Genomic DNA, 17,760 nt, shown 5'->3' with positions numbered 1-17,760 from the left:
TTGTGATCGGCCCATAGTTTGTAAAGACACTTTTAAAGTTAAATTCATTTGCTAACTGCTAACAGCTAGCTGCTGACTGCTAAAAAGGACTGTCGCACATGCGACAGTCCTTTTTCTGCAAACTCCCTGCTATCAACTATTCTTTTTCGCCATAATGGCAGCCGCGCGGGCTACGATGATGGCAGCGAGTTCGTCTTTATCCATTTTTTCCAATTTTTCCATAGAGCCGTCCGGGAAAAGCAGGGTGGCGATGTTGGTCGTCCCTTTGAAGCCGGCTCCTTCGGCACTGACGTCGTTGGCGACGAGCATGTCGAGGTTCTTCTTCTTGAGCTTCTTCGTGCCGTATTCGATGACGTTCGTCGTTTCGGCAGCAAAGCCGACCAGGGTCTGATGGGTCTTGCGCTGGCCCAGGCCATAGAGGATATCCGGGTTCTTGGCCATTTCGATGGTCAGGGTATCGTCGTTTTTCTTGATCTTGTTTTCCGCCGGATGGGCCGAACGGTAATCGGCGACAGCTGCGGCTTTGATGACCAGGTCGCAGTCGTCATAATAGGAATCGACGGCAGCTTTCATGTCACGCGTACTGCCGACATCGATGCGGCGGGCCAGGCCGACAGGTGTCTTGAGGTTATCCGTCGTCCCGGCGACGAGGGTGACTTCAGCACCGGCCATAACGGCAGCCTTGGCGATGGCAAAGCCCATGCGGCCGCTGGAATGATTGCCGATGAAGCGGACCGGGTCGATAGGTTCCCGCGTGCCACCAGCCGTGACGATGACCTTCTTCCCTTTCAGGAGGTCATTGCGGCAGGCCAGGAGCTCGATGTAGTCGACGATGGTATCCGGTTCGGGCAGGCGGCCGACGCCGTCGATGCCGCAGGCCAGATGACCGCTGTCGGGAGCGATGAAATGATAGCCGAATTTCTTCAGCTTGGCCATATTGTCCTGAGTAATGGGATTGAGATACATGTTGGTATTCATGGCCGGTGCGATGAGGACCGGTGCCGTCGTAGCCATGACCGTCGTCGACAGCATGTCGTCGGCAATGCCGTTGGCGACTTTGCCAATGATGTCGGCCGTCGCCGGTGCGATGACGAAGACGTCGGCCCAGCGGGCCAAGGCGATGTGTTCTACGTTGAATTCAGGCACATCGTCGAACATGGATACGGCAACGGGATTGCCGGAAATTTCCCGCATCGTCAAGGGCGTGATCAGTTTCGTCGCATGGTCGGTCATGATGCATTTGACTTCGGCCCCCCGCTTGCGGAGCTGGCTGGCAATAGAAGCCGCCTTGAAGGCCGCAATGCCGCCAGTGATTCCTAAGACAATCTTTTTCTTTTCCAAGCTCATGGAAAACACCTCCGTGTTATTTAATGCCGTCACGCGGTGCTTCATACGTGATCTTGCCCTGGTCGATTTCTTCCATGGCAATGGAAACTACTTTCGTCGTATCGACGTCGACGAGGGGTTCGTCGCCATCGGTAAGCTGGCGGGCCCGTTTGGCAGCCAGCGTAACCAGCGTATATTTGCTGTCCACTTTAGTCATCAGGGATTCAAGAGTCGGTTTAATTAACATAGTTCATCTCTCCTATTATTTGTACAATTCTTTCGTATGGGCGATGCGATGGGCATTGCGCGTCACTTTACACTGTTCGGCTTTCAAGATAGAAGCCGCTTCGTCGACGGCCTTATCCAAATCGTCGTTGACGATGACATAATCATAGCGGTCGATCCAGTCCAGTTCTTCCCGGGCCTTGGCCAGGCGGCCGGCGATGACGTCGTCCGAATCGGTCTGGCGGCCGCGGAGGCGTTTTTCCAACACAGCCCGGCTGGGCGGTACGATGTAGATGAAGACGCCCTGGGGATACCGTTCTTTGACCTGCATGGCTCCCTGGATGTCGATTTCCAGCATGACATGCTTGCCTTCTTCCAACATCTGGTAGACGTACTTCTTGGGCGTGCCGTAGTAATGGTCGTAGACCTTGGCGTGTTCCAGGAAGGCATCTTCTGCCAGGAGCTGCTCGAACCGCGCGTTATCGGCAAAATAATAATTGACGCCGTCTACTTCCCCGGGCCGGGGATCACGGGTCGTCATGGAAATGGAATACTGGATATTGGGGAACTGTTCCCGCAGAGCAGAACAGATAGTCCCCTTGCCGGCTCCGGACGGGCCGGACACGACGATGAGCAATCCGGAATCATTCATAGCATTACTACTCCTTTTCTGTTTCCCCGTCGTCAGCGGCATCTTCCCAGAAGGAATCGCTGCCGGCGGGAACGATGCGGTGAGAAATCGTCTCGGGCTGTAAGGCCGACAAGATGATCCAGCCGTTGTCCATGACCAGGACCGACCGGGTCTTGCGGCCAAAAGTCGCATCGATGAGGGTATTCCCATCACGGGCATCCTGGACGAGGCGCTTGATGGGCGCCGACTCAGGACTGATGATGGCCACGACTTTGTCGCCCATGACGACATTGCCGAAGCCGATATTTAATAAGTTGAAATTCATCATTCGATATTCTGCACCTGTTCGCGTATCTTTTCGATTTCATTCTTGAGCTGCAGGACCGCTTCGGTCACGGCCAGGTCGCCGGCCTTGGAGCCGATGGTGTTAGTCTCGCGGTTCATTTCCTGGATGAGGAAATCGAGCTTGCGCCCTACTTCGCCGGGACTTTGCAGCATGGCGTGCAGCTGGTTCAAGTGGCTGCGGAAGCGGACGACTTCTTCGGTGAAATCGACTTTATCCGAATAGATGGCCACTTCCTGCAAGAGCCGGTCTTCATCGGGAACGGCGGCCTGGACCTTATCCATGAGGGCCAGGATTTTCTTTTCCAGCCGTTCTTCATAGGCCTGGACGATGATTTCCTTGCGGCTGGCAATGGATTCGACGAGGGCTGCCATCTTATCGGCCCGGCTGAGGAGATCCCGGCTGATATTGGCCCCTTCCCGTTCGCGCATGGCGACCATGCTGTCCAAGGCACCCTGCAGGGCGGCTTCAAAAGGCGGCCAGCTGGCATCGGCATCGATGACCGGCGGCGTCTGGACGAACCAGTCCTTGGTTAGGGACGTCACATCGCCGAGGGTCACGGCCTTACCTTCAAAGAAACGGTCGTTCACGTCCTGCAAGGACGTCTTGACGGCGCCTAAGGCAGCGTGGTCGACGCGGACATCCGGTGCCGCCGGGTCCAGGTCCTGGACGGTGACGAAGACGTCGACTTTGCCCCGCTTGAGGACGGCCTTGATGCCATTGCGCAGCCGGTCTTCCAGGGCCAGATAAGCATGAGGCATGCGGATATTCAATTCCAAAAAACGTTGGTTCACAGCGCGCATTTCAAGAGTGACAGCCAGTTTCCCGTCGTTGCCGGAACCGCTGCCAAAACCAGTCATACTTCGCATTTACGAACCCCCTTATTAGTCTATTCAATATCCCATTATACCCTAAACGGCTTGATTTTTGCAATATTTTACCACAAATTAAGCAAATAACCATCGCCTCAAACATCATACACCAAACCTCAAACGATAAAAGGCAACCTCTCAGTCAGCTTCGCTGACAGCTCTCCTATGAGGAGAGCCTACGGCCTGCCCCTACGAACCACGAGCCACAAACCATTATTTTTTCGGTTCTACCATGTACGTCGTCTGGTCGGTGAAGATGACGTAGCCTGGGACGGCATGAGCCGGTTTCTTGACGTGGCGCACGAGGGTGCAGTCGACTTCGACTTTCGAGCTTTCCCGGGCCTTGCTGTAGTAGGCGGCTAGTTGGGCAGCCCGTTCGATCTGGGCGTCCGTCGGCGTCACGTTATGGCAGGCCAGGATGACGTGGGAACCGGGCTGGTTCTTGACGTGGAACCAGAGGTCATAGGGATGGGCTTTCTTCAAGGTCAAAAAGTCGTTCTGCCGGTTGTTGCGGCCGACCCAGATGTCCAGGCCGTCGGCCTGGAGGGTCAGGATATCCTGGGCCGATTCTTTTTTGAGCTTGTCCCGGTTGTGGCCGCTGATGAGGTTCATCTGTTTCATTTCGGCCTTGATATCGGCGATTTCATCTTTCGTACTCGTATTTTCCAGGGCATATTCCAGCGAATAGAGGTAATCCAGGTGCTTCTGGTTCTCTTCGTGGAGCTGGGCCGACATCTGCTTGCGGTTGCGCATCTTGGTGTAGCGCTTGTAATAGCGGTTGGCATTGTCCGTCATGGAATAGGCCGGGTTCAAGGGGATGGTCACCTTTTCCTGGTCTTGCGACAAGAGGTTCTGGACGGTCACTTCTTTTTCATGATCGTGCTTTTCGTAGGCGTAGATCATTAGCAGGTCGCCATAGAGCTTGTACGTATCCATCTTCTTCGTTTCTTTCATTTCGCTGGCAATGCGCTTGATCTTGCGCTTCTGCTTTTCGATGAGCTTGCCGACCTTCTTCTGCAGCTGTTCCTGTTCGCCATTAAGGCTGCGGTGCGTCGCCTGGTACTCGCTGAGGTACGTTTCGATGAGCTTGAAGTGGCGCCGCGGATATTGAGCCAGGCTGTGGAGTTCCAGCGGGAAGATGACTTCCTTGCCCTTGACCGTATAGACATAGGCGCCGGAAATGCCGTCCAGGCGCTTGCCAAAGGCTTCGACCGTACGGCACCAGGCGAAGCGGTCGGCCGGCGACAAGTCCCCTACGGGACGCCCTGCATCGATGCCCGAATCGTGGGACAGTTCGTTGAGGACGATGGTGCTCATGCCGTTGAAGCGCTTGAGCATCCACGTCTTGAGCGGTTCGTCCGTACCCGTTTCCATCATATCCGTCAGTTCCTGAGCCGAAAAAGCAAAGGGGTCCATGCGCATGAAGTTCGGCGGGAAGGCATAGGGTTCCTTAGGAGCGATGGTCCGCAGGGCCTGCTTGTTCTTGCCCGTCTTGATGAGAGCTTCGATGATAGTGCCGTCTTCGGTAAAGATGACGTTGCTGTATTTGCCCATTAGTTCGACGTGGATCTTGCGCGTCACCAGGCGGCCTGACATGTCGAGGACGTCGACGGCGATTTCGATGAGCCGGTCCAGGTGCAGCTGGGCGATGGATGCAATGCGGCCGTTTTCATAATACTTGCGCAGGAACATGCAGAGGCCCGTCGGGATATCCGGCGTCGGCGGCATGGTATCGGCGACGTACAGGCGCGGCGAATCGTCCAGGGTGATGACCAGGTGGTGGATGCCCGTATCGTTGAAAATGCGGAAATAGAGGGACCGGGCGTCGAGCTGATAGATTTTAGAAATCTGGCCGCCCTTGAGGATGTCGGCCAGTTCGTTCGTAATGCAATGTAATGTGATACCATCCAGATTCATGATGATACCTCCTTATCGTAATTCTCACTGAAACAAACAATCCTTTTAATGATACCATGTTTTGCCGTATCCTGTGAAGAGGGACGTCTTTTAACAGCTAGCCGCTGACTGCCAAAAAGGAGCTGTCTTCATGGGACAGCTCCTTTTTTTCACTGCTTCAAATACCAGCTCAAGGGCTGGGCTTTGGCAGTAGGGTTATTTTTTTGTTGGCTGCTGGCGGCAGCAAAGATGAGGGAATCACGGTACATCTTGGCTACGGTTTCCAGTGTTTCCAGGCGGTAGAAGGCCTGTTCCAGGTCTTGGCCGACCGTGGCGGCACCATGGCGTTCCATGAGGAAGACGTCGGCTCCTTCTGCGGCTTCGGCACAGGCCGTGGCCAGTTCCGCCGATCCCGGCGGCGCATAGACTACGGTCGGCACCGGTCCCAGGACCAGGGCCCCTTCGGTGACGATGTCCGGCCGGAAAGGGATGCCGGCTACGGTCAGGGCCGTCGCCGTGACGGGATGGGCGTGGATGATAGCTCGGACGTCTTCCCGCTTCCGATAAATTTTCAAGTGGAGAGCCGATTCCGACGAGGCCTTCCCCGTCCCTTCCAGGACGTGGCCGTCGAGGTCGACGACGAGCAGGTGCTTCGGCTTCAGTTCTCCCTTCGGCACGCCTGACGGCGTGATGACTATGGTGCCATCGTCGCGGCGGAAACTGATGTTGCCATCACAAGCTGCAACCAGGCCGGCATCTTTCATTTTCCGACCAATGCGGCACAGTGTTTTCTTGGTATCCAAACTCTCGCCCCCTTAGCGCATGGACGGCATGTTGCGGCCATTGTAGATTTCCAGCATTTCCTGGCGTACCTGGCGGCGTATCTGCTGCTGCTGGCGCGGCGTCAGGTCATCCTTGGTAATATTGAAGAGATAATTATCCAGGTCGAAGTCGTGCAGGACCATCTTGGTATGGAAGATGTTTTCCTGATAAACATTGACGTCGATCATATCGTAGCGGTTGCGCGTGGCCGGGGCTATATAATTCTGGATGGAATTGATGCGGTGGTCGATGAACAGTTTCTTTCCGTTCACATCGCGCGTGAAGCCGCGGACGCGGTAATCGAGGGTGACGATGTCCGAATCGAAGCTGTCGAGGAGATAATTCAAGGCGTTGAGCGGCGAAATGCGGCCGCACGTAGACACGTCGATATCGGCCCGGAAGGTCATGATACCCTTCTGGGGATGGCTTTCGGGATAGGTATGGACGGTCAGATGGCTCTTGTCGAGATGACAGACCACATCGGCATCGTGTACTTCTTCTTCGGAAATGAGGATGGTAACACTGGCCCCCTGGGGGTCATAATCCTGGCTGGCGACGTTGAGGACGTGGGCACCGATGATGTCCGACACGTTGCGCAGGATTTTTGTCAGCCTGTCGGCATTGTACTGTTCATCGATATATTCGATGTACTGGCGGCGCGACTCGTCGCTGACGGCATAACAAATATCATACATGTTGAAGCTCAGGGTCTTGGTCAGGTTGTTGAAACCGTAGAGCTTGAGTTTATTCGTTTTCATGAATCTTATCATCCATTTCTGCTGGAATTACCGTTCGATTTCGTGAAAGGCCACGTCGGTAATGACGCCGTCATCGATGGATACGATGGCATACGTCCCCTTCCGGCCATCCCGGGGCAGACCGATACTGCCGGGATTGACGACCCACATCTCTCCGTCCATCTTGACGAAACGGCGGTGCGTATGGCCAAAGGCGACGAGGTCCGCCTGGTTCTGACGGCCCAGCTCGACGAGCTTCTGCCAGCGCCTTTCACCATACCACTGACAGCCGTGGATGGCGACGATGCGAATGCCGCCGACGGTGACGCAGCGACATTCCGGATCGTTCGTATGGGTCATGTAATCATTGTTGCCTAAAACGGCATAGACGGGAACGCCCGTATAGATGGCCAGGTCTTCGCCGTCATCACAGTAGTCGCCGCAATGGATCCAGGCCGCCACGTCGGGCGCGGCATCGGCCATGCGCGACAGACATTCGAAACGGCCGTGGCTGTCACTGACCAGGCCGACGCGGACGGTACTCATGACAGGGCCTCGACGAGCTTCTTCAAGGCTTTGCCACGGTGGCTGATGGCGTTCTTTTCTTCCATGGTCATTTCGGCCATAGTCTTGCCCTTTTCGGGGACGTAGAAGAGCGGATCATAACCGAAGCCATTGTCGCCGGCATAGAAGTCGCGCAGGACACCGTCACAGCTCCCTTCAGCCGTCACGGTCCGGCCGTCGGGCCAGATGAGGACGAGGGAGCAGATATAGTGGACCGTGCGCTGTTCCGGCGGAAAGGTCGCCAGGTCAGCGATGAGCTTCTGGTTATTGGCTTCATCATCACAGTCCGGACCGGCATAGCGGGCCGAATAGACGCCGGGACGGCCGCCGAGGACGTCGGCGGCGATACCTGAGTCATCGGCCAGACAGGGCAGACCGGTAGCCTTCATATAATAGGTTGCCTTGAGCAAGGCATTTTCGGCAAAGGTCTTCCCCGTTTCTTCGGGCTCGGTAATATCGGCGATGACGTCGTGGACGGAAACGGCTTCATAGCCTAAAGGTTCCAGGATGCTCTTGAACTCCCGGATTTTTCCGGCATTGTGCGTTGCCAGTACGATTTTTTCTGCCACAGGCCCGTCTCCTTAGTCCTTATTCCGGTTCTTGACGAACTGGGCGTAATTCTTGATGACGACGATTGGCGTCTTCTGGGAAGCGTTGCCGAAGGGGTTGTCGATGAGGATCTTGGCGATTTCCTTCGGGTTCAGGCCTTTGCTGTGGCCGAGGACAGCCGAGCGCTTGAGGTCGTTGACGTCAGCGACGACGGCGCCGTAGCAGCCCATGCGCTGTTTGATCTTTTCAGCGACTTTATCCGGTTCGGCCGGGCCGTAGACGATGCATTTATCGAAAGGCGGCATGGTGCCGGTGACATCGTCCGTGAGCGATGCCTGGCGGCATTTGGCATACCATACGCCGTTCTTGCCGACGAGCTTGGCCAAGAAGCCGATGAAGAACCAGAACATCATCTTCCATTCGCCTTCGAGGTTCATCGCAGCCTGCATGCCATAGAGGCTGGCCATACTGCCTTCGCCCGGGACGAAGCGGCGCATGAGGCGGGCCTGCCACGACGGCGTCAGTTCTTCCGGACGGGTATAGCGGCGCTGGGTAATGGCAACGACGCTTTCGGCCGAGCAGACCAAATCGTCCGGGCCGACGATATCTTTTGCATATTCTTCAATGACGTCGACAATATCATCTTTATCCGTAAGGATTCTCGTTTTTACAGGTACTAATTCTAATTCTGCCATCTCGTTAAAACCTCCTAGTTCTGTTCCAATGCGTGCTGTACTTCCGAAGCCTTCAGGGTGATGCGGGCTTTATGGATGTACCATTCGCTGCGGGAAACGACCTGATATACCAAATCGATGGGCATGTCAGGGAAGGTCTTCAGGTCTTCGCGGATATTGCCGTCTTTGCTGACCAGGGCGATAGTGACGCGGATCATACCCTTGTCGCCAGGGTTGAAGATGACCGATTCCCAATAGTTGTCATCGCGTTCAGCCGCTTTATTGGCCAGCTGGGAATGGACGATGACCTTGTCGTACTGTTCGCGGGGCAGCAGGGTCCGGGGATAGAAATCCATGATCGTACCGAGCTGACGGCCGGCGTTGTGGAGGGGGACTTCCGTTTCAAAGACAGCCGTATCCTGGGTCATCTGTTTCAGTTCAAACGGTTTGCGGCGACGGGCTTCGATGACGAAGCGGGCATCGCCCTGCCGCCAGGCAAAGAGGCGGAATAAAAGGTACAAGACAGCGACAATGCCGATGACGGCAATGACAACATTGAGTAAGACATAGAAAAACACGACGCAAGACTCCTTTTATATAATATTTTGATAACCATTAAGTGAGGGAAATTTCTTCAGCTGTAAATTCATTGGCCGGGATGAGGTGCTGGGCCAGGCGGGAGCCGCGGCCGCTCTCTGCCGTAAAGCACAGGCGGAGAGTCCCCGGTTCCGGCTGCCTGTTGAGGAGGCCATCCTTTTTCAGGACGTCCAATGTTTCCAGGGCCATTTCATGAGCCGGGTCGACAAAAGCGATGGAATCACCGCAGAGTTCTTCAAACAAGGGCTGGACGAAGGGAAAATGGGTACAGCCGAAGATGGCCGTATCGGCACCGGAATGAAGGACCGGTTCCGTGTAACGTTTCAGCGGCTCGCGGATTTCCGGGCCGTCGAGGACGCCCCGTTCGATGAGATTGGCCAGGGCCGGGCAGGACTGCTCGACGATTTCGATGTCCGGGTCCATGGCGGCGGCGACTTTGCGATGGCTGTGGTTGGCAATCGTGAGCGGCGTGGCAAAGACGGCAATCTTCTTGGTCGCGCTGATTTCCCGCGCCGTCCGCAGGCCCCGGCTCATGCCGATGAGGGGATACGGTACTTCCTGGACGACCGTATCATAGGCGACGGCCGTCACGGTGTTGCAGCCGATGGCGACGAGCTTGACGCCCTGGGCCGTCATGAAGCGCAGGATATCCCGCGTATAGGTCAGGATTTCTTCCGGCGTCCGCGTCCCATAGGGATTGCGCTTGGTATCGCCCACGTAGATGATGTTTTCGTGAGGCAGCAGCATCCGCAGCTTGGCGACGACGGTCAGGCCGCCGACGCCGGAATCAAAGACGCCGATAGGCTGTTGATTACGTTCCATGGACCCCTCCCCCGGCCTGAGCAGCCGCTTTATCTTCGGCATACATGGCCTGTAATTTCTTATAATCGGCTTCATCGAGGCGGGCGACTTTGCCGCTGTCCTTATGGGCAAAGACGTTCTGCGTCGTCCCCGTCGCCAGCAGGCTGTGGTCATCGTGGTTGACGATGCGGTACGAAAAGACCATCTGCGCCCGGCTCAGCTTGACCAGCCGCGTCTCGATGTCGATGATATCGGCATAGTTGATGGGACTGATGTACTCGCAGGACACGCTCTTGATGGGATAGGAAATGCCCCGGTCCAGCAGGGCGAACAAATCGATGCCGGCAGCTGCCAGGTATTCGCAGCGGCCGCACTCGAACCAGCGGATATGATTGGAATGGTGGGCAATGCCCATCATGTCGGTTTCATAGAACCGCACTTTTTCAACGACAGTAATCATAAGTTCTTAACTCCTAACTATATGCATCTTACATCATGCACACTCATACTATTTTACGATGAGGAACTATGTTTGTCAAAGGAAAAAGAGGCTGTCCCATAAAGACAGCCGCTTTTTGAGTATTAAGTTTGCAGTTTGTAGTTTTTAGTAAATATTTTTAAATTTAAAGCCATCTTCTACAAACTACAAACTCCGTACTACAAACGATAAGTAAATGGACCGTGCATGATGACAAATCCCGTCAGACGGCTTTCCCCGCCTTCACACGCGGACGCGGAAGAACGGGAACATATGACGTACTTTTTCACGGTGTTCCGGCTTGACGTAGGTCCCGGCCAGGCGCAGGGCCGCAGCGACGACGGCGGCATCATCGAGCCAGCCGAAGCCGGCAAAGACATCGGGCACGAAATCAAAGGGCAGAATGACATACCCCAAGGCCCCCATGAGGGCCAATTTGATGAATTTCGGCGTGTCTTCATCCTGCATACAGTAAAAAATCGTCAGGAGCTTCGGCAAAAAGTGGACCTTCCTCCCTGTCTTGCGGACAAAGGTAACGAATTTGCCAGGTGTATAAAAACGTGCAAAAAAGCGCAGTACCTTCCACATGGGCCTTCACCTTACTTCTTATCTTCCAAAGGGATTTTGGCATCTTCTACGGCGGCTTTCACCTTGTCTTCGACAGACGCCGTATCGCTGTCTGCAGCCGCTGCCGTTTCCGGTTCGGCAGCGGCCGTCGTTTCAGCCGTGGCTTCGGCTGTTTCGGCTGTTTCCACAGTTTCGGCAGTTTCTGCCGTTCCTTCTGCCTTTTCGGCTTCACCGGCCTTGGTTTCTTCGGCCTTTTCTTCTACGATTTCATCGACCAGGTCGTCGTGATGGCGGACGGTGTGATAGAGTTCTTCCCCTTTTTCCTTGACGTCCTGGAAGCGGTCCTTGGCAACGCCGCCCCATTTCTTCATGAAGTCGATGGTTTCATCGCCGAGGGGGACGTTCTTCAAGGGATTTTCCTTGAGTTTGTCGACTTGTTCCCGAGCCTTATCCTTCCATTCGCCCATCATGTCGACGTAGGGACCCATGTCGGTAGGCATGCCGTCCTTGAGCCAGCGCTGGGTGACGCGGCCCAGGCTGTAAGTGATGCCGACGGCGACAGGTACCTGGATGGCGCTGAAAGGAATGATCGTCGTCAGCAGGCTGCCGGCGACGCGGCTGCCGACGGCGCCGAGGAAGGCGATGAGGGCCCGTTCGCTCAGTTTGACATCATAGACCTTGGCAATGCGGCTGACCAGATAGACTTCGTTGGCCATGAGGGCGACGGTCCCGACGAGCGGCGCAATGACGATGGCACCGGCCCGGGCTGCAGCCCAGCGGCACAACATTTCGACTTTCACATCTTTGTCTTCTGTCGACTCTTCCATGGCCTTGACGACACTGGCTGCGGCATCGTCGGCCGGCTGGGACTGGGCCTTCATGTCGGCCAGTTCCTGTTTCAATGCGGCGATTTCTGCCTGCAGTTCTTCTACAGTCTTGGCTTCTTCTTTGTATACTTCTTCTGCCATAACAAACACCCCATTCTTTAACGTATTAAAATTTATACTCTATATTTTCCCATGTTTCTACCAGCTTGTCAAACCCCCATCGACAGGAAGTGCCACGCCGGTAATGAACGACGCGTCATCGCTCAAGAGAAAGGCGATGGCCTTGGCCACTTCATCGGGCCGGGCCAGTCGGTACAAAGGATACTGCTCTTTCATGGCATCCCGCGTCGTATCGGGATGGTCCCGGAGCTGCTGCTCCAGCATAGGCGTTTCCACGTCACCGGGACAGACGCAGTTGACCCGTATCTGGTGCGGTGCCGCTTCCAGGGCCAGGGACTGGGTGAAGGCCACGACGGCACCTTTCGTCGCCCCGTAGAGAGCGCAGGCGATGTTGCCCTGGAGACCGGAGTCGCTGCTGACGGTGACGATACTGCCCGGCCGGCGCCGCAAGTGCGGCAGGGCATAGCGGCAGAGCGAAATCGTCCCGAAGACATTGATGGAAAAGAGGCGCTGCATGTCGGCAGGAGTGACATTTTCCAAGAGGCCTTGTTCATAGACGCCGGCCGACGTGACCAGACCGTCGAGGCCGCCGAAGTGAGAAACCGTCTCTTCGACCATCCGGCGGCAGTCGTCGTCGCAGGCCACGTCGCCCTGGATATACCAGGTCCGGTCCGGCACAGACAACGCCGCCAGGGCGGCCTCCCCTTTTTCCCGATGGCGGCCGCTGATGGCGACATTCCAGCCCCTTTCCAGTAAGACCGCCGCTGCCGCCAGGCCGATGCCCGACGTGCCGCCGCTGATGAGTACCGTATCCATAGCGTCCCTCCTACATAATACCGAAATAAGATAAGCCCAATTTGCCGATGAGGACGACTGTGACGGCCAGCATGACCAGGCGGACGAAGCCCGTACCCCGGCGGATAGCCAGGCGGGAACCGAAGAAGGCGCCGGCAAAGATGCACAGGGCCATGGCGATGCCGTAGACGTAGAGAATCTGGCCCCACCAGATGAGGAGGACGAAGGACGTCACATTGCTCATGAGGTTGAGGATCTTGGCATTGCCGGCAGCCGTGACGAAGTCGAAACCCAAGGCCGCAAAGCCGACGATGAGGAAAGTCCCCGTCCCCGGCCCGATGAAGCCGTCATAGAAACCGATGGCCGAGGCCATGACCAGGGCGTCCAGGACGTTCTTCCGGGTATTGCCGCTGTACGTGCTGGCAGCGCCGAGCTGACGCTGGCTGAAGACGAAGACCGCCGCCGCGATGAGGGCGATGATGATGATGGGCTGGAGCCATTCGCTCTTCAAGTGCAGCATGACCAGGCAGCCCAGGATGGCGCCAATGAAGGTCCCCGGCAGGATCCGCTTCAAGAGGCTCATGTCGACCTTACCGGCCCGCCAGAACTGCCAGGCGCTCATGACGGCGCCAAAGGTCGCGGAAAATTTATTGGTCCCAATGGCCAGGTGCGGCGGCAGGCCGGCTGCCAAGAGGACGGGCAGCGAAATGAGGCCGCCACCGCCGGCGATGGAATCGACGAAACCGGCCAGGAAACCGCCGGCCATGATGAAGAGCAGCAGCGACGCCGACAGGGTCGTATGAAAAAGTTGGAATTCCATGAAAAAATTACTCCTTTTGGAAAAAAACTCCTCTTGCTTCGCAGAGCGAAACCGAGGAGACCCTTTTCTCAGTGTTCATATATCAAGTCCGCCGCCGCTCCCGCTGTCTGGGGCCGCAGAAGGCGGACGATTTCCTTGCCGATGATCCGCGCACCGTCGCGGTGGCAGTCGAGGCTGGCTTCGGACATGGCTGCCAGCTTATCGGGATGTGTCAACAGGTCCGCTACGACGGAAACGAGGTCTTCCTGCTTCTTGACCCAGCGGGCACAGCCTTTGGCCTGCATATACGTCGCGTTGGCCTCTTCCTGGCCCGGGATGGGACTGTACAGGACCATCGGTACCTGGACGGCGGCCGCTTCAGTACAGGTCAGGGCGCCCGGTTTGGTGACCAGCAGCGATGCCTGGCACATGAGCTGGGGAATCCGGTTGGTATAGCCCAGGATGTTGACGTCGTGATGCAGTTCGCTGCGCATCTTGGACAGTTCGTCATAGAGATCGGCATTGTAGCCGGTGACGACAGTGAAGCTGTCGACGGCGTCGAGGCGGTCGAGGAGCGTCAGGGACTGTTTGATGGAACCCATGCCCAGGCCGCCGCCCATGATGAGGACGTTCTTATCCGCCTTATGGGCGGCATCCCAATGCCAGCGTTCCTGTTCAAAGGCCTTGCGCACGGGGATCCCGGAGACGACGATCTTGCCGGCATCGATGCCCTGTTCGACGAGCAGGTCCTTGAGCTGGGACGCGGCGACGCAGTAGACATCGATCTGAGGATAGACCCAGAGCTGATGGATGGCAAAATCGGTGATGACGCCGACCAGGGGGATATCGAGGCGGTGCTGGCGCTTGAGGAGCGCTGCCGCCCCTGCCGGGAAGGGATGGGTAAAGACGAGGACATCGGGCTTCTTTTCGGCCAATACCCTGAGCATCCGCCGCTTGAGGCCCCAGGCAAAGAGCGTCTTGACGACGAGTCCCTTCTTATATCCTTGTGACGAATAGTACATCAAATCGTACAGCATGGGAAAGACATCGAGGATCTTGATGTACGTTTCCTTGACGATGTTGTCGATAGACAGGACGTCGTTGGACAGGAAATCCAGGTGTTCCACTTCACATTCTTCGGGAATGGTCTTGACGTATTCTTCTATCGCCCGTGCTGCCTGTGTATGCCCCGTACCGATGGATGCGGACAGGATCAGGACTTTCTTCTTTGTCATGCATGATACCCTCTTTTATAAACAGCATTAGTCTAGTAGCTCATACTACTATGGTACGACAATTTGCAAGAAAAGAAAAGGGCCGTTTTTCATGCGGCCCTTCGGAATCGTACCTTATTTGTTGTTGACCAAATCTTTGAGCTGTTTGCCAGCTTTGAAAGCCGGGGTCTTGGATGCTTCGATCTGAATCGGTTCGTTGTTGCGCGGGTTGCGGCCTTCACGGGCTTTACGCTGACGGACTTCAAAAGTGCCAAAGCCGATGATCTGTACTTTATCACCCTGGGTGAGGCTGTCGCTGATAGCTTCGAATACAGCTTTTACAGCTTTTTCAGCGTCTTTCTTGGTCAAATCGGATTTCTGTGCGACTGCAGCGATTAATTCTGTTTTGTTCATGATACTAGGTCCTCCTTTAAATCGTTACATCTGCGTAACGCTAACTGTCTGTATTTTCCTTCTGCCGTTCTATCTGTTTGGCTTCCTGCCAGAACGAGTCGAGCTCATCCAGCGAAAAAGCATCCCACGGCCGGCCCGACTGGCGGACCCGGTCCTCTACGTGAGCAAAGCGGCGTCGGAATTTACAGTTAGCCCGATGTAACGCACATTCCGGCTCTATATGATAGTGTCGGCATAAATTCGCAAAGACAAACAGGACATCCCCAGCTTCTTCTTCGGCGTGGACGGAATCTCCTTCGCCAAGGGCCTGACGGAATTCCTCCCATTCTTCATGGAACTTATCCCAGACGCCCTGGACATCGGGCCAGTCGAAACCGGTCTTGGCCGCTTTTTCCTGAAGTTTATCTGCAGCCAGGAGCGACGGCAGTCCGGGAACGACGCCGTCCAGCAGGTGAGCATGCTGCTGGCGTTGTTCGCCTTGCTTTAATCTATCCCAGTTTAACATACTCGTACCTATGTTTTCAAGGCTTTTTGGGCTAAAAACGTAGGGATGGCGCCGAATCATCTTATCTGTGACGTCTTTTACGACATCTTGAGCCGAAAAAAGGCCTTTTTCCTGGGCGATGCGGGCGTGGATGGCGACCTGATAGAGGATGTCCCCCAATTCCTCGCGGATGCCCGCTACGTCGTGGCTGTCGATGGCATCGAGCATTTCATAGACCTCTTCGATGAGGTAGCGGCGCAAGGTCCGATGGGTCTGGGCCCGGTCCCAGGGGCAGCCGTCTTCGCGGCGCAGGCGCGCCGTCACGTCGACGATGGGCGTTACGTCGAAGGGCATGGCCTCAGCACCGTCCCCCTGCCGCTTCCGGGCCTCTTCGATGAGACGGCACACGGCCTGGGCCATCGCCGGTCCACCCGGGACGGTATGGACGACGGCATGGAGGCGGCTTTCGCGCAGCAGCAGCTCAACGATGGGCGCATAAGTCTCGGCAAAAGACTGGCCGTCCTGGCCATACGAATCCAGGGGCTTGTCGTCGCTCCCCAGCGGGATGATCTTGATTTCCATAGCAGTTCCTCATTTCCCGGCAAATATGCCTATGCCTGTCATTATAACACGGAGTCCGTCATTTGTCGCGGCCTGGCAGGAAAAAGGGCGTCCCACAGGGCCTGACGGACATACGGGCCATAGGTCCCCTTCAGCATCGCCCCCGGCCCCTGACAGGCCGCCGTGACGATATCTGATAGGATTCGGGCCCGGGCAGCTGAAAAAGCGCTATGCCTGCCGGCCAGGCCATGCAGATTCCGGAGGGTAAAGGCCGCCCGTTCATAGTCTTCCTTGACGATGAGCCAGCGCACCTGGAACAGGGCCTGTACATCGCGGTGAAAGTGGCGCAGGCCGCCGCAGCGGTCCCACCAGGCATAGAACCGCTCCTCCTGTCTGCGGCGCAGGCTCAGGCGCAGCAGGGCCACAGACGGGCGCAGATAGTGCTGGCGGTCATACGTGCCGGGAGGCTGCCGCTGCTGGAGCTGCCGGGCCCGGTCGTAATAGCCCTCGGCCTGGTCATAGGCCCATCGGGGGCGGCTGGTCAGCGGCCATTGACCGGCCCGTTCCAGGAGGACGCCCAGGAGATAGGGATATTCCGGCTGATCCGGCTGCTGTCGGCAGGCCGTGAGCAGTTCCCGGACCATACGGCGGCAGCGGCAGATCCGGCCGGCCTGGCCCTTCGCCTGCCCCAGGGGCAGGCCATAGAGCAGAGAGAGTTCTTCCAGCAGAGATGAGCGCAGGGACAAGTAATGGAAGTCCTGGCGGAAGTGATGAGTCGGATACATGGGCAAACCTTCTTTCTTTTTCCATTTGCCCCCAGTGTAACAGGGAAAAATGAAAAAAACCTGAAAAGCAGTGCTTTTCAGGTTAAAATTTGCTGAGAAAATCATTTCTGGCTCAGTTTCGTCAGCAGGCGGATGAGTTCGGCCTGTTCGTCCTCACTGAGGCGGTTCATGAGCGTCGAAATGCGCAGATAATGGCCGGGCAGTACTTGGTCCATGAACTGGCGGCCCTGGGCCGTGAGGCTGACCTTTTTGCCCCGCTTGTCTTCCTGATCGATGACGACCGTCGTCAATCCGTCGCGGACCATGCGCTTGACCATGGTCGTAATCGTCGCCCGGGTCACGCCAGTCTTCTCAGCCAGCTGTGACGGTGCAATACCTTCCGGGCTCTGGTGCAGGACGATCATGACCCGCAGTTTCCCCTGGGACAAGTGGTATTGCTTGGCCAGGACGTCGTTGATGGACGAGCGGATGATTTCAGCGGCCTGAGAGATGCGCAGCATGGCCAGGACCGCCGACGGTTCGATTTCCGGAATGATCCGGGCGTGTTTTTCCAATTCTTCCCGCGTCGGGAATGCTTCAAATCTCATACGTCTTCCCCTCTTTTGATTAGCTTGCTAATTAAAAGTATAAGATAAAACGAGGAAAAATACAAGCATTTTTCCTCGTTTTACGGAAATAT

At 56.2% G+C, this 17,760-nt stretch carries 23 protein-coding genes; all 23 read right to left on the bottom strand.

Translation table 11 applies throughout. The annotated features are described in order from the left end of the window. Positions 1–132: 132 nt before the first annotated feature. The 23 genes from coaBC to ACFCTO_RS07060 all read right to left on the bottom strand — a co-directional run bounded on the left by coaBC (position 133) and on the right by ACFCTO_RS07060 (position 17,668). Positions 133–1,347 carry a bifunctional phosphopantothenoylcysteine decarboxylase/phosphopantothenate--cysteine ligase CoaBC gene (gene coaBC / locus ACFCTO_RS07170; protein ID WP_292260059.1) on the bottom strand — a complete coding sequence of 405 codons (1,215 nt, stop codon included), beginning with the start codon at positions 1,345–1,347 and terminating at the stop codon, positions 133–135. Between the two features lie 16 nt (positions 1,348–1,363). Next, positions 1,364–1,573, bottom strand: a complete 210-nt coding sequence (rpoZ, locus tag ACFCTO_RS07165; RefSeq protein WP_014016712.1) for a DNA-directed RNA polymerase subunit omega — start codon at positions 1,571–1,573, stop codon at positions 1,364–1,366. A gap of 15 nt (positions 1,574–1,588) precedes the next feature. Beyond that, positions 1,589–2,203 carry a guanylate kinase gene (gene gmk / locus ACFCTO_RS07160; RefSeq protein ID WP_292107342.1) on the bottom strand — a complete coding sequence of 205 codons (615 nt, stop codon included), beginning with the start codon at positions 2,201–2,203 and terminating at the stop codon, positions 1,589–1,591. A 7-nt stretch (positions 2,204–2,210) separates the two neighbouring features. Beyond that, on the bottom strand, positions 2,211–2,507 hold the full coding sequence (gene remA / locus ACFCTO_RS07155) for an extracellular matrix/biofilm regulator RemA (protein ID WP_020311559.1): 297 nt from the start codon (positions 2,505–2,507) through the stop codon (positions 2,211–2,213). Further along, entirely contained in the window at positions 2,507–3,394 is an 888-nt protein-coding gene (locus ACFCTO_RS07150) for a YicC/YloC family endoribonuclease (protein ID WP_499876623.1), read from the bottom strand. The genes remA and ACFCTO_RS07150 overlap by 1 nt, the downstream gene beginning before the upstream one ends. A 216-nt stretch (positions 3,395–3,610) precedes the next feature. Next, the gene (locus ACFCTO_RS07145; protein ID WP_292260050.1) at positions 3,611–5,314 is read right to left on the bottom strand and encodes an Rqc2 family fibronectin-binding protein; all 1,704 of its coding nucleotides are present in this window, start codon (positions 5,312–5,314) and stop codon (positions 3,611–3,613) included. A gap of 149 nt (positions 5,315–5,463) precedes the next feature. Beyond that, complete coding sequence (locus tag ACFCTO_RS07140; RefSeq protein WP_499876622.1) at positions 5,464–6,096, bottom strand: class II aldolase/adducin family protein; 633 nt, start codon at positions 6,094–6,096, stop codon at positions 5,464–5,466. Positions 6,097–6,108: 12 nt separating this feature from the next. Further along, the gene (gene speD / locus ACFCTO_RS07135; protein WP_370841680.1) at positions 6,109–6,873 is read right to left on the bottom strand and encodes an adenosylmethionine decarboxylase; all 765 of its coding nucleotides are present in this window, start codon (positions 6,871–6,873) and stop codon (positions 6,109–6,111) included. 27 nt (positions 6,874–6,900) lie between these two features. After that, positions 6,901–7,398, bottom strand: a complete 498-nt coding sequence (locus ACFCTO_RS07130; RefSeq protein ID WP_292260043.1) for a metallophosphoesterase family protein — start codon at positions 7,396–7,398, stop codon at positions 6,901–6,903. Then, complete coding sequence (locus ACFCTO_RS07125) at positions 7,395–7,985, bottom strand: XTP/dITP diphosphatase (protein ID WP_444317725.1); 591 nt, start codon at positions 7,983–7,985, stop codon at positions 7,395–7,397. Before ACFCTO_RS07125 ends, ACFCTO_RS07130 begins: the two co-directional genes overlap by 4 nt. A gap of 12 nt (positions 7,986–7,997) precedes the next feature. Beyond that, positions 7,998–8,660: a coenzyme F420-0:L-glutamate ligase gene (locus ACFCTO_RS07120; protein ID WP_292260038.1), complete on the bottom strand. Its 663-nt coding sequence runs from the start codon at positions 8,658–8,660 to the stop codon at positions 7,998–8,000. Between the two features lie 14 nt (positions 8,661–8,674). Continuing rightward, complete coding sequence (locus ACFCTO_RS07115) at positions 8,675–9,217, bottom strand: hypothetical protein (protein WP_020311568.1); 543 nt, start codon at positions 9,215–9,217, stop codon at positions 8,675–8,677. 37 nt (positions 9,218–9,254) lie between these two features. Continuing rightward, a complete protein-coding gene (gene murI, locus ACFCTO_RS07110; RefSeq protein WP_370854419.1) occupies positions 9,255–10,058 on the bottom strand; it encodes a glutamate racemase in 804 nt (267 codons plus the stop codon). Further along, positions 10,048–10,497 carry an acyl-CoA thioesterase gene (locus ACFCTO_RS07105; RefSeq protein WP_499876621.1) on the bottom strand — a complete coding sequence of 150 codons (450 nt, stop codon included), beginning with the start codon at positions 10,495–10,497 and terminating at the stop codon, positions 10,048–10,050. The genes murI and ACFCTO_RS07105 overlap by 11 nt, the downstream gene beginning before the upstream one ends. A gap of 261 nt (positions 10,498–10,758) precedes the next feature. Then, complete coding sequence (locus ACFCTO_RS07100; protein WP_292260032.1) at positions 10,759–11,103, bottom strand: YkvA family protein; 345 nt, start codon at positions 11,101–11,103, stop codon at positions 10,759–10,761. Between the two features lie 11 nt (positions 11,104–11,114). After that, positions 11,115–12,050, bottom strand: coding sequence for a hypothetical protein (locus ACFCTO_RS07095; RefSeq protein ID WP_302484858.1), 936 nt, complete (start codon positions 12,048–12,050; stop codon positions 11,115–11,117). A gap of 57 nt (positions 12,051–12,107) precedes the next feature. Then, positions 12,108–12,845, bottom strand: a complete 738-nt coding sequence (locus ACFCTO_RS07090; protein WP_499876620.1) for an SDR family NAD(P)-dependent oxidoreductase — start codon at positions 12,843–12,845, stop codon at positions 12,108–12,110. 10 nt (positions 12,846–12,855) lie between these two features. Then, positions 12,856–13,644, bottom strand: a complete 789-nt coding sequence (locus tag ACFCTO_RS07085) for a sulfite exporter TauE/SafE family protein (protein ID WP_499876619.1) — start codon at positions 13,642–13,644, stop codon at positions 12,856–12,858. Positions 13,645–13,712: 68 nt separating this feature from the next. Then, positions 13,713–14,858: an MGDG synthase family glycosyltransferase gene (locus tag ACFCTO_RS07080; RefSeq protein ID WP_292301912.1), complete on the bottom strand. Its 1,146-nt coding sequence runs from the start codon at positions 14,856–14,858 to the stop codon at positions 13,713–13,715. 114 nt (positions 14,859–14,972) lie between these two features. After that, on the bottom strand, positions 14,973–15,251 hold the full coding sequence (gene hbs / locus ACFCTO_RS07075) for a non-specific DNA-binding protein Hbs (RefSeq protein WP_044504084.1): 279 nt from the start codon (positions 15,249–15,251) through the stop codon (positions 14,973–14,975). Positions 15,252–15,291: 40 nt separating this feature from the next. Further along, complete coding sequence (gene mazG, locus ACFCTO_RS07070; protein ID WP_499876618.1) at positions 15,292–16,317, bottom strand: nucleoside triphosphate pyrophosphohydrolase; 1,026 nt, start codon at positions 16,315–16,317, stop codon at positions 15,292–15,294. 41 nt (positions 16,318–16,358) lie between these two features. Continuing rightward, positions 16,359–17,081: a hypothetical protein gene (locus ACFCTO_RS07065; RefSeq protein WP_294024118.1), complete on the bottom strand. Its 723-nt coding sequence runs from the start codon at positions 17,079–17,081 to the stop codon at positions 16,359–16,361. A gap of 101 nt (positions 17,082–17,182) precedes the next feature. Beyond that, the gene (locus ACFCTO_RS07060; RefSeq protein WP_292260015.1) at positions 17,183–17,668 is read right to left on the bottom strand and encodes a MarR family winged helix-turn-helix transcriptional regulator; all 486 of its coding nucleotides are present in this window, start codon (positions 17,666–17,668) and stop codon (positions 17,183–17,185) included. Positions 17,669–17,760 lie beyond the last annotated feature (92 nt).

The sequence above is a fragment of the Megasphaera indica genome, assembly GCF_046614755.1.
GTDB lineage: Bacteria > Bacillota > Negativicutes > Veillonellales > Megasphaeraceae > Megasphaera > Megasphaera intestinihominis.
Note: the sequence above shows the minus strand (reverse complement) of the source record. Positions and strands in the feature narration are given on the sequence as shown.

Bases quoted from the DNA above. Each gene is read 5' to 3' on its own strand.
- coaBC (WP_292260059.1), bottom strand. From the start codon at position 1,347: ATGAGCTTGGAAAAGAAAAAGATTGTCTTAGGAATCACTGGCGGCATT.
- rpoZ (WP_014016712.1), bottom strand. From the start codon at position 1,573: ATGTTAATTAAACCGACTCTTGAATCCCTGATGACTAAAGTGGACAGC.
- gmk (WP_292107342.1), bottom strand. From the start codon at position 2,203: ATGAATGATTCCGGATTGCTCATCGTCGTGTCCGGCCCGTCCGGAGCC.
- remA (WP_020311559.1), bottom strand. From the start codon at position 2,507: ATGAATTTCAACTTATTAAATATCGGCTTCGGCAATGTCGTCATGGGC.
- ACFCTO_RS07150 (WP_499876623.1), bottom strand. From the start codon at position 3,394: ATGCGAAGTATGACTGGTTTTGGCAGCGGTTCCGGCAACGACGGGAAA.
- ACFCTO_RS07145 (WP_292260050.1), bottom strand. From the start codon at position 5,314: ATGAATCTGGATGGTATCACATTACATTGCATTACGAACGAACTGGCC.
- speD (WP_370841680.1), bottom strand. From the start codon at position 6,873: ATGAAAACGAATAAACTCAAGCTCTACGGTTTCAACAACCTGACCAAG.
- ACFCTO_RS07130 (WP_292260043.1), bottom strand. From the start codon at position 7,398: ATGAGTACCGTCCGCGTCGGCCTGGTCAGTGACAGCCACGGCCGTTTC.
- ACFCTO_RS07120 (WP_292260038.1), bottom strand. From the start codon at position 8,660: ATGGCAGAATTAGAATTAGTACCTGTAAAAACGAGAATCCTTACGGAT.
- murI (WP_370854419.1), bottom strand. From the start codon at position 10,058: ATGGAACGTAATCAACAGCCTATCGGCGTCTTTGATTCCGGCGTCGGC.
- ACFCTO_RS07105 (WP_499876621.1), bottom strand. From the start codon at position 10,497: ATGATTACTGTCGTTGAAAAAGTGCGGTTCTATGAAACCGACATGATG.
- ACFCTO_RS07100 (WP_292260032.1), bottom strand. From the start codon at position 11,103: ATGTGGAAGGTACTGCGCTTTTTTGCACGTTTTTATACACCTGGCAAA.
- ACFCTO_RS07095 (WP_302484858.1), bottom strand. From the start codon at position 12,050: ATGGCAGAAGAAGTATACAAAGAAGAAGCCAAGACTGTAGAAGAACTG.
- ACFCTO_RS07090 (WP_499876620.1), bottom strand. From the start codon at position 12,845: ATGGATACGGTACTCATCAGCGGCGGCACGTCGGGCATCGGCCTGGCG.
- ACFCTO_RS07085 (WP_499876619.1), bottom strand. From the start codon at position 13,644: ATGGAATTCCAACTTTTTCATACGACCCTGTCGGCGTCGCTGCTGCTC.
- ACFCTO_RS07080 (WP_292301912.1), bottom strand. From the start codon at position 14,858: ATGACAAAGAAGAAAGTCCTGATCCTGTCCGCATCCATCGGTACGGGG.
- hbs (WP_044504084.1), bottom strand. From the start codon at position 15,251: ATGAACAAAACAGAATTAATCGCTGCAGTCGCACAGAAATCCGATTTG.
- mazG (WP_499876618.1), bottom strand. From the start codon at position 16,317: ATGGAAATCAAGATCATCCCGCTGGGGAGCGACGACAAGCCCCTGGAT.
- ACFCTO_RS07065 (WP_294024118.1), bottom strand. From the start codon at position 17,081: ATGTATCCGACTCATCACTTCCGCCAGGACTTCCATTACTTGTCCCTG.
- ACFCTO_RS07060 (WP_292260015.1), bottom strand. From the start codon at position 17,668: ATGAGATTTGAAGCATTCCCGACGCGGGAAGAATTGGAAAAACACGCC.